This window comes from [Ruminococcus] lactaris ATCC 29176 (assembly GCF_025152405.1).
Lineage (GTDB): Bacteria > Bacillota > Clostridia > Lachnospirales > Lachnospiraceae > Mediterraneibacter > Mediterraneibacter lactaris.
Genome location: NZ_CP102292.1, coordinates 1,062,463 through 1,077,266 on the forward strand (window position 1 = coordinate 1,062,463; position 14,804 = coordinate 1,077,266).

Sequence of the window (14,804 nt, forward strand, 5' to 3'; positions counted from 1 at the left end):
AAGAAGACAGGCTGCGTTTTTCACGCAGCGAAGGAAGGATGGACAATGGAAGATATTACTCAGAAATTCATGGAAAGACTCAAAGAACTGGTTGCACTTGGAAAGAAGAAGAAGAGCATTCTTGATGTTCAGGAGATCAATGATTTTTTCAATGATATGGAACTGAATGCGGATCAGATGGAGAAAGTGTTCGATTATCTTGAAGCGAACAATATTGATGTTCTGCGGATCAGTGAAGATACGGAAGACGATGTGGATGTAGATATTGATATTATCATATCGGATGAAGATGATGTAGATGTTGAGAATATCGACCTGTCTGTCCCGGAGGGCGTCAGCATTGAAGATCCGGTGCGTATGTATCTGAAAGAGATCGGAAAAGTTCCGCTTCTGAGTGCGGAGCGTGAGATCGAGCTTGCACAGAGAATGGAAGAAGGAGACGAGGAAGCAAAAAAAGAACTGGCTGAAGCGAACTTACGACTTGTAGTCAGCATTGCAAAGAGATATGTGGGAAGAGGAATGCTTTTCCTGGATCTGATCCAGGAGGGAAATCTCGGACTGATCAAGGCTGTGGAGAAATTTGATTATCATAAGGGATATAAGTTCAGTACTTATGCAACGTGGTGGATTCGTCAGGCAATCACGAGAGCAATCGCAGACCAGGCCAGAACGATCCGTATTCCGGTTCATATGGTTGAGACGATCAATAAGCTGATCCGTGTATCAAGACAGCTTCTTCAGGAGCTGGGAAGAGAGCCATTGCCGGAGGAGATTGCAAAAGAAATGGATATGCCGGTGGAACGTGTGCGAGAGATCCTGAAAATTTCACAGGAGCCGGTATCACTGGAGACTCCGATCGGAGAGGAAGAGGACAGTCATCTTGGAGACTTTATCCAGGATGATAATGTGCCTGTTCCGGCAGAGGCTGCCGCTCAGACATTACTGAAAGAACAGTTAGATGAAGTGCTGGACACATTAACAGAAAGAGAACAGAAGGTACTCAGACTCCGTTTTGGTATGAATGACGGTCGTGCAAGAACTCTGGAAGAAGTAGGACGTGAATTTGACGTTACGAGAGAGCGTATCCGTCAGATTGAGGCAAAAGCACTCAGAAAGCTTCGCCATCCGAGCAGAAGCAGAAAGTTAAGAGATTATTTGGATTAATGATGGAATTATCAACAAGATTACAGGCGGTCGCAGATTTTGTGACCGCCGGTTATAAATTAGCGGATATTGGAACAGACCATGCCTATATTCCCATTGCATTGGTGGAACAGAATCGCATTCCCGGAGCAATCGCAATGGACATTAATGAAGGACCGCTGCAGAGGGCGGGAGAACATATAGCAGAAAATAAAATGGAAAAGAAGATAGAGATCCGCCTGTCGAATGGCTTTTCAGCACTGAAAAAAGGAGAAGCTGAGTCAGCCGTCATTGCGGGAATGGGCGGAGGTCTGATGATCCGAATCCTGACGGAGGGAGAGCAGATCGCAAAAAGTCTGAAAGAATGTATTTTGCAGCCCCAGTCGGAGATCGAAAGGGTCAGAAGGTTTCTGCTGGAAGAAGGCTATGATATCCTGGACGAAAATATGGTAAAGGATGACGGTAAATACTATACGATCCTGAAGGTATGTCCATTAAAGAAAACCTCAGATAAGGAGGAAGAATCCTGGGAAGAAATGAAATCAAATTCCGGAAAAGAGGAAAAATTAAAGTCCGGGAAAGAGATAAAGTCTGGAAAAAGGACAGAGATGTGGTCAGAGCCGGAACTGAAATATGGCAGATTTCTTCTTCAGAACCGCAATCCGGTACTAAGAGAGTATCTGCAACGTGAGATATTGATCCGCGAGCAGATCCTGGCAGGACTGGATGGAAAAGAGAACAGACGTATTGAGCAGCGAAGAACAGAATTAAAAAAAGAACTGGAAGAAGCACAGAAAGGGATGGATTATTATGCAGTGTAAAGAAATTATGCAGGTGATCGAAGCGACATATCCAAGAACGGCAGCACTGGATTTTGATAATGTAGGGCTGCTGGCAGGACGTGCAGATAAGGAAGTGAACCGGGTTTACCTGGCACTGGATGCAACAGACCGGGTGATCGAACGTGCGATCGAGGCAGGAGCAGATATGCTTATCACGCATCATCCGTTACTTTTTTCAGCCGTAAAGAAAGTGACAGACGAAGATTTTATTACACGGAGGATCGTAAAGCTGATCCAGAATGATATTTCTTATTATGCGATGCATACGAATTATGATGTACTGGGGATGGCAGAGCTGGCAGGAAAAGTGTTGGACATTGCCCATACGGATGTACTGGATGTGACGCAGACTGATGAAGTCGGTGAAGAAAAGGGAATCGGAAGAATTGGAGAACTGCCGGAGACGATGACGTTGGAAGAATGTTGCGTTTATGTAAAGCATAAACTGGAATTAGGCAGTCTGAAAGTATTCGGAGACATGAACCGTCCGGTCAGAAGACTTGCCATTCTTCCGGGATCGGGAAAGTCCGGCATTCCGGTGGCACTTGCAAAGGGAGCGGATGTTCTGGTGACCGGAGATATCGGACATCATGACGGACTGGACGCAGTGGAGCAGGGACTTGCAATTATTGATGCAGGACATTACGGAACGGAATATATTTTTATCGAAGACATGAAACAGTTTCTGAACAGAAAATTACCGGTACTGGATGTGTTGACAGATCCGGTAGAACATCCATTTCAGATCGTCTGAATTATGCAGGAGGTGGCGGCAGATGGAAGAGTCTGTATGCAGAGTGACCTTAGGGAATATTACGAAAGAATATAAGAAAGGTACGACATATTCCGAGATAGCCAGAGAGTTCCAGCCTGATTATGAACATCAGATCGTCCTGGCAATGGTCGATGGTTATCATCTTCGGGAGTTACGGAAGACAGTTGAAAAGGATTGCGAGATTCATTTTCTTACAACGGCAGATCCTATTGGAAATGACACATATCGAAGAAGTCTGTGTTTCCTTTTCATTAAAGCATTCCATGATATTTCCGGGCATGATCTGAAACACCGGGTAAGGATCAGGGTACATTTTACGATGGGTCCCGGATTTTATTGTACGGTTGACAAAAAAGAAAAGCCGGATGAGACATTTCTTGCAAAGGTAGAGGCGAGGATGCGGGAACTTGCAAAAATGGCAATCCCAATCCAAAAGCGTTGCATTGATACTGGAGAAGCTGTGGAGCTGTTCCATAAGTATGGAATGTATGACAAGGAAAGGCTTTTTGCGTACCGGAGGGTTTCAAAGGTAAATCTGTACAGTATCAATGAATTTGAAGACTACTTTTATGGATATATGGTTCCTGATACAGGTTATCTGAAATATTTTGCATTATATCCATACGAGGATGGTGTAGTGATCCAGATGCCTTCCAAAGAAGATCCGGAAACTGTTCCTCCGTTTGAACCATATAATAAGTTATTCCAGGTACGGCATGAAGCAATACGCTGGGGAGATCTGCAGGAGATCGATACAGTTGGTGCTTTAAATGACAGGATTACTACATCGGATATGAAAGAAGTAGTGCTGGTACAGGAGGCACATCAGGAGCGGGAGATCGGAGAAATTGCAAAGAAGATCGCTTCCCGGAAGAATGTGAAGTTTGTCCTGATCGCAGGTCCTTCATCCTCGGGAAAGACCACGTTTTCTCATCGGTTGTCGATTCAGTTAAAGGTGAACGGATTAAGACCACACCCGATTGCCGTAGATAATTATTTTGTGGACAGAGAGCATACGCCGAAGGATGCAGAGGGAAATTATGATTTTGAAAGTCTGCAGGCAATCGACATTGAAAAGTTCAATGCGGATATGGATGCTCTGCTCCGGGGAGAGGAAGTATATCTTCCAATCTTTGATTTTAAGACCGGGAAAAGGCAATACAGTTCCAGACCTAAAAAGCTGGAAGAGAATGATCTGCTGGTGATTGAGGGGATTCATTGCCTGAATCCTGAACTCACAAGGAATCTGTGTGATGAGAATAAATTCAAGATATACATCAGTGCATTGACTCAATTGAATATTGATGAGCATAACCGGATTCCATCAACAGATGGTCGTCTGATCCGCAGACTGGTGCGTGATGCGAGAACGCGAGGAGCCTCAGCAACGAGGACAATATCCATGTGGCCTTCAGTACGTCGTGGAGAAGAAAAAAATATCTTCCCTTATCAGGAAGAGGCAGATGTTATGTTCAATTCCTCCTTAAGCTATGAACTTGCAGTCCTTAAGCAATATGTAGAACCGCTTCTTTTTGCAGTAGATAAAAATTCGGAGGAATATCTGGAAGCAAAGCGACTGCTGAAATTTTTTGATTATTTTGTGGGAATCGGAAGCGAATGTGTACCGACTAATTCCCTGCTGAGGGAATTTATCGGGGGCGGATGCTTTCAGGTGTAAATTTGTAGTTGTTGGAATGATACGCTTGTAAAGCAAAAGACTTCTTTATGGCGAAGCGGACGCAGAAAGCAGGATATTCCTTCGCGGTGCAGGCCCGCTTTACCTCAGCCCGTTGACCGTTTGTAACTCGAAAGTGGAAATCTTCGTGCAATGGCACTCGATTTACTTTCTCTAACAAACGCTGCAAAGTGTCTTCGGAACGCTCCTGCTAATGCACCTGCTCAGGAACACCCTGCTTTCCGCTGACCATCTCGATAAGAAGTTTTTTAGCTCCACAGCGTATCCACCCAACAATGCAAATTTAAAAAGAATAGAAAAAGCCGGAGGGCTATTGACTAAGATATTTGACTAATCATTCATCTTAGTTGATAGCCATCCGGCTCTTTATTTCTTATTGGAATTTCGTGTTTGTTGGGAGAAACTGTTCTGGCATGAGGGAAAATTTTCTGATTTGAAAAGCCTAATATCCGCCCTTGCTGTTGCGTGAGCAGTGCATTGACAAGGAGCGTTCCGAAGACACTTTGCCCAACTTGTTAAGGAATGTAAACAGGAGTGCCTCTGCACGAGTGTTTCCACGTTCCTGTTACAAGTTGTCAACGGGCTGAGGTAAAGCGGGTCCTGCACTGCGATGCAACAGCAAGGGCGGATATGGATGCTCTTCTATTAAAATCTTTCTGACTGCCGAAATATTTTCACCCCAACAACTACAAATTTACACTTACTTCGACTTAATCTCTCTCCAGAGTCTGTTATACAACGCATCATTATCATCCCCTAAGAACCGGAATGTCTCGCAGTTCTCAAGCTTTGAGTCATCAGGGAATGCGATCGGACTGTTACGCAGGGACTCGTCCTCAATGAGATCGCGGCCGGCTGTATTTGGAATGGAATAGGTAATATAATCAAAGTTCATTTTGGCAATATCAGGTCTGCAAAGGAAATTAATGAAAGCCTCTGCATTTTCTACATTCTTTGCATTTTTAGGAATTACCCAGGAGTCAATCCAGATATTTGTTCCCTCTTTTGGAATTACATAATCCAGATCAGAGTTTTCCTGCTGGCAATAGAGGGCTTCACCTGAATAGATTACACCAAGAGCTGCCTCGCCGCCAATCATTTTATCGCGAACTTGGTCAATGACATAGGCCTGAACCAGAGGTTTCTGCTCGATCAGCAGATTTTTCGCCGCTTCCAGTTCGTCAAGGTCGGTGGAATTCAGTGAATATCCGAGATATTTTAATGCAACGGCAAAGGCATCGCGGACGCTGTCCTGCATGAGGATACTGTCTTCGTATTTTTTATCCCAGAGGATTCCCCAACTGTCAACAGGTTCATCAACCATTTTTTTATTATAAAGGATACCGACCGTTCCCCAGAGATATGGAACAGAGTATTTGTTTTCCGGATCGAACTGGCGGGACATTTTCATGTAATTGTCACCGATATACTTCAGGTTTGGAATGTGATCATAGTTGATCTCTGCAAGCAGATCATTTTCAATCATTCGCTGAATCATGTAATCTGACGGGCAGACAACATCATAGGCGATCGCACCGGACTGAATTTTCGGGTACATGATTTCATTGGTTTCAAATTCTTCATATATAACATCAATTCCGGTTTCTTCTTCAAAAAGATCTATGATCTCAGGATCAATATATTCTCCCCAGTTGTATACGATCACCTGTCCATTCTTTGAGGTTCCGTCTTTTTGTCCGTAGATAAACCCACCAATCACGATCAGAACTGCCATTGCTACCGGAATCAGCTTCTGGAAGAAGAAACGTCCGATTTTTCTTGCACGTCCAAACCGTACAGGTACATTTTTTTTGCGTTTATCTGCCGGTGAGAGATTGATCAGGATCAGTAAGATCAGAACCGTAACAAACATCAAAGTTGAAAGTGCATACATTTCCGGTTTGATCCCTTTTCGGACTTCACTGTAGATTTTTGTGGAAAGAGTATCGACTCCAGGCCCCTTGGTAAAGTGGGTGATAACAAAATCATCCAGTGACATTGTGAATGCCAAAAGAAATCCTGAAAAAATTCCCGGCATGATGTCAGGCAGGACAACCTTGACAAAAGCATAGAGCGGAGAAGCACCGAGGTCCAGTGCTGCTTCATAAGTGCGTTTGTTTGTCTGCTTTAATTTCGGCATGACACTCAGAATCACATAAGGGATATTGAATGTAATGTGAGCCAGCAGGATCGTCTTAAAGCCAAGGGTAAGCCGGAAGGCAATAAAAAGCAGCATCAGGGAAACACCGGTGACGATATCTGCATTCAGCATGGGAATATTTGTGATCCCCATAAAAAGTGTTCTTGTCCGGGAACGCATAACCTGCATTCCAAGTGCTGCCAGAGTTCCGATCAGAGTTGCGATCAGGGCTGAGAGCAACGCAATGATCAGCGTGGTATAAAGTGCATTCATGATCTCTTTATTCTGGAAAAGAGAGACATACCATTTGCCTGTAAAGCCACCCCAGCGGGAACGGGTTTTTGTATTATTAAAAGAAAGTACCATCAACGTTACGATCGGAGCATACAGGATCAGACAGATCAGTACCAGGTAGATTCTTTTTGCTGCGTTCTTTATCAAAATGCTGTTCCCTCCCCATTTTTATCGTATTTTGCAATCAGTGCCATACTTGCAATAATGAAGATCATCAGGACCAGTGAAAGTCCTGAGCCTGTATGCCAGTTACTTCCCTGCTTAAATTCCTGTTCGATGACATTTCCGATCAGAAGGATCTTACTTCCGCCAAGGAGATCCGAGATGACAAAGGTTGTCAGAGATGGTACAAAAACCATCGTGATCCCGCTGATGACACCCGGGACACTCAGAGGCAGAATGATTTTGAAAAAAGTCTGCATATTATTTGCACCAAGATCTCTTGCAGCATAAAGTACATCGCGGTCAATTTTTGCAAGTACATTGTAAATTGGCAGGATCATAAATGGAAGAAAGTTGTAAACCATTCCAAGTACGATCGCTCCGGGAGTATTGATCAGCGACTGCTCCGGCAGATGAAGAAAATGCAGTATGTTATTGATGACACCGTTCTTTTCAAGCAGTGTCTGCCATGCCAGTGTACGGAGCAGGAAATTCATCCACATCGGGAGAATAAAGATCAATACGATAAAACTCGTCTGATTCATATTCTTTTCTGAAAGGATCATTGCCAGCGGATAGGCAAGAACCAGACAGATCAGTGTGCTGATCAGGGAAAGAAGCAACGCAAGCCCAAGTGCTTTCAAATTTTCCTGCGATGTCATCATTCCCAGATTGGAAAATGTAAAATGACCCTCTTTATCTGTCAGACCGTAATATACGATCATGAGCAGCGGGATGATTACGAAAGAAACTGCCCAGAAAAGGTATGGGCCGGCAAGTAATTTTCTATGCTTCAAGTGCAGGAGCCTCCTCATCTTCAGATTCCGGTTTTTTCATGATCTGGATATCAAAAGGATCGACCTGGATACCGACTTCTGTACCGACAGGGAAGAGATCTGTGCTGTGGACAAGCAGCTCGTAGTTATTGGCAAGCACTTCCATCTCATAATGAACCCCTTTAAAGATCAGGTTCGTAACAACACCGTCGATCACCCCTTCTCCGGGTTTCACAAGGTCGATATCTTCCGGGCGGATGACCGCGTCAACCGGTTTGTTGCGGCCAAATCCCACATCTACACATTTCCAGACTGCCCCAAGCATTTTTACAACTTTATCCTCTACCATGGTAGCGGGCAGAATATTACTGTCACCGATGAAATCAGCTACAAAAGCATTCTGTGGTTCATTGTAAATGTCTTCCGGTGTGCCGATCTGCTGGATATATCCCTGGTTCATGACAACAATGGTATCGGACATGGTGAGGGCTTCTTCCTGGTCATGGGTAACATAGACAAATGTGATCCCAAGTTCATTTTTTAAGCGGATCAGCTCATACTGCATATCCTGACGCAGCTTCAGATCGAGGGCACCGAGCGGTTCATCCAGAAGAAGAACTTTTGGCTCATTTACGATAGCACGTGCAATGGCAATCCGCTGCTGCTGTCCGCCACTGAGGGAGTCCGGGGTACGGTCACCGTAACCCTCCAGGTTTACCAGTTTTAAGGCATAGTGGATCTTATCCCGGATATAGCCTTTAGATTTCCCCTTGATCTTAAGTCCGAATGCGATATTCTCAGCGATGGACATATGGGAAAAAAGTGCATATTTCTGAAATACAGTATTTAACTGTCTGCGGTTTGGCGGCAGATTGTTGATATTTTTTCCATCAAAAATGATATCACCGGAATCGGGAGTCTCAAATCCTCCGAGAATCCGGAGCAGGGTAGTCTTTCCGCATCCGCTGGGACCAAGAAGTGTCAAAAATTCATTTTCCCGGATGTAAAGATTTAACTGATCGAGAATCACGTTCTCGTCATAAGATTTTGTGATATTAATGATATCGATTAGTTTGTTGGGCATCTCAGTCTTCCTCGTATACTTTTTTAATTTTATCAATGGTTGAAACAGTGTTGCAAAGCAGCAGGTCTGCCAGCGTCAGGGCAGTCATGGCTTCAACAACCACAACCGCACGAGGGACGATGACAGGATCATGTCTTCCGTGGATGGAAATGTCAATCTCTTCTCCGGCCTCATTCACGGTATGCTGCGTGGCGGCAATGGAAGGAGTCGGTTTAACGGCTGCACGCAATATAAGATCAGAACCATCACTCATGCCGCCTAAAGTACCACCAGAATGGTTGGTTTTTTTCACCGTCTTTCCATCTCTGATGCAGAAAGGATCGTTGTTGGTGCTTCCGACAGAGTGGGAAACAGCAAAACCATCACCGATTTCTACACCTTTTACAGCACCAATGGACATTATTGCGTGAGAAAGAAGGGCATCCAGTTTATTGAAGACCGGTTCGCCCAGCCCGACCGGAAGTCCTGAGGCGATACATTCAATCATACCACCGGAAGAATCACAGTCTGCCATAAGATCAGAGAGATACTGACCGGCCTTTTCGGCAATGGTCTGGTCTGGCATATAAAGAGGATTCTGGTTGATGGTATTAAAATCATAATCTTTTTCATCGATAGTATAAGGACCGATGGATTTGGTATAGGCACAGACGGAAATTCCAAGTTCTTTCAGGAGAAGGGAAGCAACTGCACCCGCAGCAACCCGTCCGATGGTTTCACGGCCGGAAGAACGTCCACCCCCACGGTAATCCCTGAAACCGTATTTCTCACGGAAACAGAAATCCGCGTGACCCGGACGGTAGGAAACGGCAATATCACCGTAGTCCCTTGAACGCTGATCCTGGTTACGGACCATCAGAGAAATCGGTGTACCGGTAGTACGTCCCTCAAATACACCTGAAAGGATCTCGACGGTATCGGATTCGTTTCTCTTTGTTGTATATTTGCTCTGTCCCGGTTTTCTCCGGTCAAGAAATGTCTGAATATCTTTCTCCGTAAGAGAGATGCCTGCAGGACAGCCGTCGATGACGACTCCGACACCCGGTCCGTGGGATTCTCCCCATGTAGTGACCTGAAATAATGTTCCAAATGATGAACCGCTCATATTAAGTAACTCCTTCCTGCGTCCTCCCCGAAACCCCTGCAAAGCATTGTGCAGACAGGGGGTGGGAAGAACGTGCAATAAAACTCAATTCCGAATCATACCCCCAATACAGTCCATAACACGCAGAACTGCACTGAGGGCATAGTGATATTATATAGGAAGAAAGGTCCGGGTGCAAGAATATTTAAGATGCCAGGGTTGTGGGAGTGCGTAGCACGGAGCAATCCGTAGGCATCAAAGTCGGGGGTTTTTGCCCCGACATCTATTTAAGATTCAATGAAGAAAAAAAGAAGGTCTGTACTTTTGAATATTTTCGTAATATAATAGCTTAGTGGAAAAAGAGAAAAGGGAGGAAATAATGGCAGATGAGTAAAAAGAAAAAAGATATTTCCGAGGCGGTTACTCTTGAAAGTACGGATGAAAATATAGTAGTAGCAGATACAGAGGCAGAGGGAGAGCCATCTGTGTCAGAAGAGAAAGAAGAAAAGAAAAAGAAGCATAAGGAAAAGAATGGCGACAGAAAGCGGAAAAGACGTAAAAGAAGGAAGAAAAAAGAAAGAAAGAAGCTTGGAAAGAAGGGATGGATGATCATCGGTGGCGTGATTGCCGGTATCGTGCTGATTTATCTTGGCATTTCAGCTTATTTCATAGGGCATTTTTATGTGAATACGCAAATCAACGGAAAAGATTTTTCGGGAAAGAATGCTGAAGCTGTGAAAAAATACATCAAAGAGCAGGTGGACGGTTATGAACTTAAGATCATAGAGCAGAACCAGCAGACGGATGTGATTCGCGGAACGGATATTTCTTTGGAATATAAAGAGAATGGATCCATCCAGAAAGCACTGGACGGACAGAATCCGCTGCTCTGGCCGAAAGCATTTTTCTCCAAGAGTTCAACGGATGTTACTGTGGAGGTAGGTTTTGACGAGAACGCTTTGGAAAGTGAAATCCAGTCCATCCAGGCGGTGACGCAGGATCAGACCGAGCCACAGTCTGCCCATCCGCAGTTTGATGGTACTTCTTTTGTTGTAGAACCGGAAGTGTATGGTACGCAGGTAGATACAGAAGTGCTGGAAAAGAAAGTTGAGGAATACATAACAGAGTTCAAAGACGAACTGAATATGCTGGATGAAGGTTGTTATACACTGCCAAAGTATACTTCAGATTCACCGGAAGTCCAGGCGGCCTGTGATACGATGAATGAGTATCTGAAAGCCAGTATCACTTATAAGATGAAAGAAAATGTCGTAGTCGACAAGACTCTGATCTCAGAGTGGCTGTCTTATGATGAAAATATGAATGTTACCTTTGATGAGGATAAGGTAAAAGAGTGGATGCGGGAATTTGGCAAGACTTATGATACAGTCGGTTCGACAAGAACGATCACGACACCTACCGGCAAGACGGTGAATGTTTCCGGTGGAACTTACGGATGGTCGGTGGATGAGGCAACAGAAGCCACAGCATTGATCGAGAGCATAAAAAAGGGAGAAGTGATCGAGAAAGAACCAACTTATGTCCAGACGGCAGCTACCCATGATGCACAGGACTGGGGAAGTACTTATGCAGAAGTAGATGTTACAACCCAGCATATGTGGTATATTGTAAATGGAGCAGTTGTTCTTGAGACAGATGTGGTAACAGGAAAACCAACACCGGACCGTGTGACACCGACAGGTGTATATTCAATTCTGGAACTTAAGAGAAATAAAACTCTGACGGGTACGATCAACCCGGCTACAGGTAAACCGATCTATCAGACCCCGGTTGATTACTGGATGCGTGTGACATGGACCGGAGTAGGCTTTCATGATGCAACCTGGCAGTCGGCTTTCGGCGGTACGATCTATCAGACGAATAAGGGATCACATGGATGCATCAATATGCCTCTGAATATGGCAGCAAGTCTGTATGATCAACTGAGTGTCGGAACACCGGTCATCATCCATGAGTAATAGAATAAATGAGGTTTAATTATGTACGAACTAATAAAAAGAGACGGGATGGCAAAACGTGGACGTCTGACGACCGTGCATGGCACGATCGAGACTCCGGTATTTATGAATGTTGGTACTGCCGCTGCAATCAAAGGCGGAGTATCAACGGATGATCTGCGACAGATCAAGACGCAGGTAGAGCTTTCCAACACTTATCATCTTCATGTGAGACCGGGGGATGAGGTAGTAAAAAAATTGGGAGGACTTCATAAGTTTATGAACTGGGATAAGCCGATCCTTACGGACTCGGGCGGATTTCAGGTCTTTTCACTTGCATCATTAAGAAAAATCAAAGAGGAAGGCGTTCATTTTAATTCCCATATTGATGGAAGAAAGATCTTTATGGGACCGGAGCAGAGTATGCAGATCCAGTCCAATCTGGCTTCTACGATTGCCATGGCATTTGATGAGTGTCCATCCAGTGTGGCTGATAAGAAGTATATGGCAAATTCTGTGGCACGTACCACTCGCTGGCTGAAACGCTGTAAAGATGAGATGGCAAGACTGAATGCACTGCCGGATACGATCAACCCACAGCAGATGTTGTTTGGCATCAACCAGGGAGGTATTTACGAAGATATCCGTATTGAACATGCACAGCAGATTTCAGAACTGGATCTGGATGGTTATGCGGTCGGTGGTCTGGCAGTAGGAGAAAGCCATGAAGAAATGTACCGCATTTTGGATGAAGTTGTACCGCATCTTCCGACGAATAAGCCGACTTATCTGATGGGAGTTGGAACACCGGCGAATATTCTTGAAGCGGTTGACCGTGGAGTAGATTTCTTTGACTGTGTTTATCCATCAAGAAATGGAAGACATGGACATGTCTATACGAACCATGGAAAGATGAATCTTTTCAATGCAAAATATGAACTGGATGACCGTCCGATCGAAGAGGGGTGTGGCTGCCCTGCATGCAGAAGCTACAGCCGTGCTTATATCCGTCACTTGCTGAAAGCAAAAGAGATGCTGGGTATGAGATTATGTGTTCTCCATAATCTGTATTTCTATAATACAATGATGGAAGAAATCCGGGATGCGATTGATGCCGGGGAATATAAGGCATATAAGAAACGGAAACTGGAAGGAATGGAGCAAAAATAGGAAAAAATTATAGAATCTTGTAAAAATGCTTGAAGAAATAATTTTTTTTGTGTATAGTAGATTTATTGTGTATCAAAAGTAGTTAGGAGGAGCAAAAATGTCATCAATCGGATTGATTCTATTTTATGTTGTATTGATCGCAGGTATGTGGTTCTTACTGATGCGTCCACAGAAGAAAGAACAGAAGAGAGTGCAGGCGATGCTCGCAGATATGGCGATTGGCGATACAGCACTGACAACCAGCGGATTTTACGGAGTTATCATTGATATTACAGATGATGATGTGATCGTAGAATTTGGTAATAATAAGAACTGCAGAATCCCGATGCAGAAATCAGCGATCGCTCAGATCGAAAAGCCGGGAGCAGAATAAGCAGACCGGATTAAGTCGGGTCAGAAAAGAACAGAGGCATGTGAAAATGTAAATTCATTTTCACATGCCTTTTTGCGATGCAATAAGCGAAAGACAGAATATGAAAAATATTAGAGCGTCCTCGGTTTTTTGAGCGAAAGACTTGAAAGACATACAAAAATGCGGTATGATTAGAATTAGTATTTTTACATTTGGAAGGATGAGTGAGACATGGATATGAATATCGGAGTAATCAAGGGTGATGGAATCGGACCGGAAATCGTAGAGGAAGCGATGAAGGTTCTTGATCAGGTCGCAAAAGTGTACGGACATACTATTTCCTACACGCAGCTTCTGATGGGAGGAGCATCCATTGATGTAGCAGGAGTACCGTTGACTGAAGCGACACTTGCGGCAGCAAAGGCAAGTGATGCAGTACTGATGGGATCCATCGGTGGAGATGCAAAGACATCCCCATGGTATCAGTTAGAGCCGTCCAGGCGTCCGGAGGCAGGTCTTTTGCAGTTGAGAAAGGGTCTGAACTTATTCGCAAACCTAAGACCGGCAGTTCTTTATGAAGAACTGAAAGGGGCATGCCCTCTGAAAGAGGAGATTGCAGACCGTGGATTTGATTTGATGATCATGAGAGAACTGACGGGAGGTCTGTATTTCGGAAAGAGAAGTACGGAAGAGATCGACGGAGTTGTGACAGCAAAGGATGAGCTGACTTATAATGAGAACGAGATCCGCAGAATCGCAAGACGCGGATTTGATATTGCAATGAAGAGAAGAAAAAAGGTGACCAGCGTAGATAAAGCGAATGTCCTTGACTCATCCAGATTATGGCGTAAGATCGTAGAGGAAGTTGCAGCAGATTATCCGGAGGTAGAGTTAGAGCATATGCTGGTTGATAACTGTGCAATGCAGCTTGTAAAAGATCCGGCACAGTTTGACGTTATCCTCACAGAAAATATGTTCGGAGATATTCTGTCGGATGAAGCGAGCATGGTAACGGGTTCGATCGGAATGCTGGCGAGTGCAAGTCTGAATGATACGAAGTTCGGTCTGTATGAGCCAAGTGGCGGTTCTGCACCGGATATTGCAGGCCAGGGTATTGCCAATCCGATCGCAACGATCCTGTCCGCAGCAATGATGCTGAGATTTTCTTTTGATCTTGACAAAGAGGCTGATGCGATTGAGGCAGCGGTGGCAGCAGTATTGAAAGATGGTTACCGTACGATCGATATCATGTCAGATGGCAGGAAGCAGATCGGTACAGCAGAGATGGGTGACAGGATCTGCTCCTATATTAAATGATAAATGATGAT

Annotated in this window: 12 protein-coding genes; 8 read left to right on the plus strand and 4 right to left on the minus strand. The window is 44.5% G+C overall.

Features of this window, described 5'->3' with window-relative positions:
* Nucleotides 1-45 precede the first annotated feature (45 nt).
* Genes rpoD through NQ541_RS05000 form a run of 4 tightly spaced genes read left to right on the plus strand, consistent with a single transcriptional unit; the run spans nt 46 to nt 4,438 of the window.
* Entirely contained in the window at nt 46-1,164 is a 1,119-nt protein-coding gene (gene rpoD / locus NQ541_RS04985) for an RNA polymerase sigma factor RpoD (RefSeq protein ID WP_005610194.1), read from the plus strand.
* Nucleotides 1,164-1,964: a tRNA (adenine(22)-N(1))-methyltransferase gene (locus NQ541_RS04990; RefSeq protein WP_005610192.1), complete on the plus strand. Its 801-nt coding sequence runs from the start codon at nt 1,164-1,166 to the stop codon at nt 1,962-1,964. The genes rpoD and NQ541_RS04990 overlap by 1 nt, the downstream gene beginning before the upstream one ends.
* Nucleotides 1,954-2,739, plus strand: a complete 786-nt coding sequence (locus NQ541_RS04995) for a Nif3-like dinuclear metal center hexameric protein (RefSeq protein WP_005610191.1) — start codon at nt 1,954-1,956, stop codon at nt 2,737-2,739. The genes NQ541_RS04990 and NQ541_RS04995 overlap by 11 nt, the downstream gene beginning before the upstream one ends.
* A 22-nt stretch (nt 2,740-2,761) precedes the next feature.
* Nucleotides 2,762-4,438 carry a nucleoside kinase gene (locus tag NQ541_RS05000; RefSeq protein WP_005610189.1) on the plus strand — a complete coding sequence of 559 codons (1,677 nt, stop codon included), beginning with the start codon at nt 2,762-2,764 and terminating at the stop codon, nt 4,436-4,438.
* Between the two features lie 718 nt (nt 4,439-5,156).
* On the opposite strand, the gene NQ541_RS05005 is transcribed toward NQ541_RS05000, so the two are convergent.
* From NQ541_RS05005 to aroC, 4 genes are read right to left on the minus strand one after another with little or no spacing between them, the layout of a single operon-like run.
* Nucleotides 5,157-7,037, minus strand: coding sequence for an extracellular solute-binding protein (locus tag NQ541_RS05005; RefSeq protein WP_005610188.1), 1,881 nt, complete (start codon nt 7,035-7,037; stop codon nt 5,157-5,159).
* Nucleotides 7,034-7,849: an ABC transporter permease gene (locus NQ541_RS05010; RefSeq protein ID WP_005610187.1), complete on the minus strand. Its 816-nt coding sequence runs from the start codon at nt 7,847-7,849 to the stop codon at nt 7,034-7,036. Before NQ541_RS05010 ends, NQ541_RS05005 begins: the two co-directional genes overlap by 4 nt.
* Entirely contained in the window at nt 7,839-8,912 is a 1,074-nt protein-coding gene (locus NQ541_RS05015) for an ABC transporter ATP-binding protein (protein ID WP_023922430.1), read from the minus strand. Before NQ541_RS05015 ends, NQ541_RS05010 begins: the two co-directional genes overlap by 11 nt.
* Before the next feature lies 1 nt (nt 8,913).
* A complete protein-coding gene (aroC, locus tag NQ541_RS05020) occupies nt 8,914-10,017 on the minus strand; it encodes a chorismate synthase (RefSeq protein ID WP_005610184.1) in 1,104 nt (367 codons plus the stop codon).
* 365 nt (nt 10,018-10,382) lie between these two features.
* Between aroC and NQ541_RS05025 the strand changes: the two genes are divergently transcribed.
* The 4 genes from NQ541_RS05025 (at nt 10,383) to leuB (ending at nt 14,793) form a co-directional block, all read left to right on the plus strand.
* Nucleotides 10,383-11,975: a L,D-transpeptidase family protein gene (locus tag NQ541_RS05025; RefSeq protein WP_005610182.1), complete on the plus strand. Its 1,593-nt coding sequence runs from the start codon at nt 10,383-10,385 to the stop codon at nt 11,973-11,975.
* Between the two features lie 21 nt (nt 11,976-11,996).
* Nucleotides 11,997-13,124: a tRNA guanosine(34) transglycosylase Tgt gene (gene tgt / locus NQ541_RS05030; protein ID WP_005610181.1), complete on the plus strand. Its 1,128-nt coding sequence runs from the start codon at nt 11,997-11,999 to the stop codon at nt 13,122-13,124.
* 97 nt (nt 13,125-13,221) lie between these two features.
* Entirely contained in the window at nt 13,222-13,497 is a 276-nt protein-coding gene (gene yajC, locus NQ541_RS05035) for a preprotein translocase subunit YajC (protein ID WP_005610180.1), read from the plus strand.
* A 210-nt stretch (nt 13,498-13,707) separates the two neighbouring features.
* The gene (gene leuB, locus NQ541_RS05040; RefSeq protein WP_005610178.1) at nt 13,708-14,793 is read left to right on the plus strand and encodes a 3-isopropylmalate dehydrogenase; all 1,086 of its coding nucleotides are present in this window, start codon (nt 13,708-13,710) and stop codon (nt 14,791-14,793) included.
* The last annotated feature ends 11 nt before the right edge of the window (nt 14,794-14,804 follow it).

What these genes read in the sequence shown, in the direction of transcription:
- tgt (WP_005610181.1), top strand. Translation starts at nt 11,997, where the DNA reads ATGTACGAACTAATAAAAAGAGACGGGATGGCAAAACGTGGACGTCTG.
- rpoD (WP_005610194.1), top strand. Translation starts at nt 46, where the DNA reads ATGGAAGATATTACTCAGAAATTCATGGAAAGACTCAAAGAACTGGTT.
- NQ541_RS05025 (WP_005610182.1), top strand. Translation starts at nt 10,383, where the DNA reads ATGAGTAAAAAGAAAAAAGATATTTCCGAGGCGGTTACTCTTGAAAGT.
- aroC (WP_005610184.1), bottom strand. Translation starts at nt 10,017, where the DNA reads ATGAGCGGTTCATCATTTGGAACATTATTTCAGGTCACTACATGGGGA.
- NQ541_RS05000 (WP_005610189.1), top strand. Translation starts at nt 2,762, where the DNA reads ATGGAAGAGTCTGTATGCAGAGTGACCTTAGGGAATATTACGAAAGAA.
- leuB (WP_005610178.1), top strand. Translation starts at nt 13,708, where the DNA reads ATGGATATGAATATCGGAGTAATCAAGGGTGATGGAATCGGACCGGAA.
- NQ541_RS05015 (WP_023922430.1), bottom strand. Translation starts at nt 8,912, where the DNA reads ATGCCCAACAAACTAATCGATATCATTAATATCACAAAATCTTATGAC.
- NQ541_RS04990 (WP_005610192.1), top strand. Translation starts at nt 1,164, where the DNA reads ATGATGGAATTATCAACAAGATTACAGGCGGTCGCAGATTTTGTGACC.
- NQ541_RS04995 (WP_005610191.1), top strand. Translation starts at nt 1,954, where the DNA reads ATGCAGTGTAAAGAAATTATGCAGGTGATCGAAGCGACATATCCAAGA.
- yajC (WP_005610180.1), top strand. Translation starts at nt 13,222, where the DNA reads ATGTCATCAATCGGATTGATTCTATTTTATGTTGTATTGATCGCAGGT.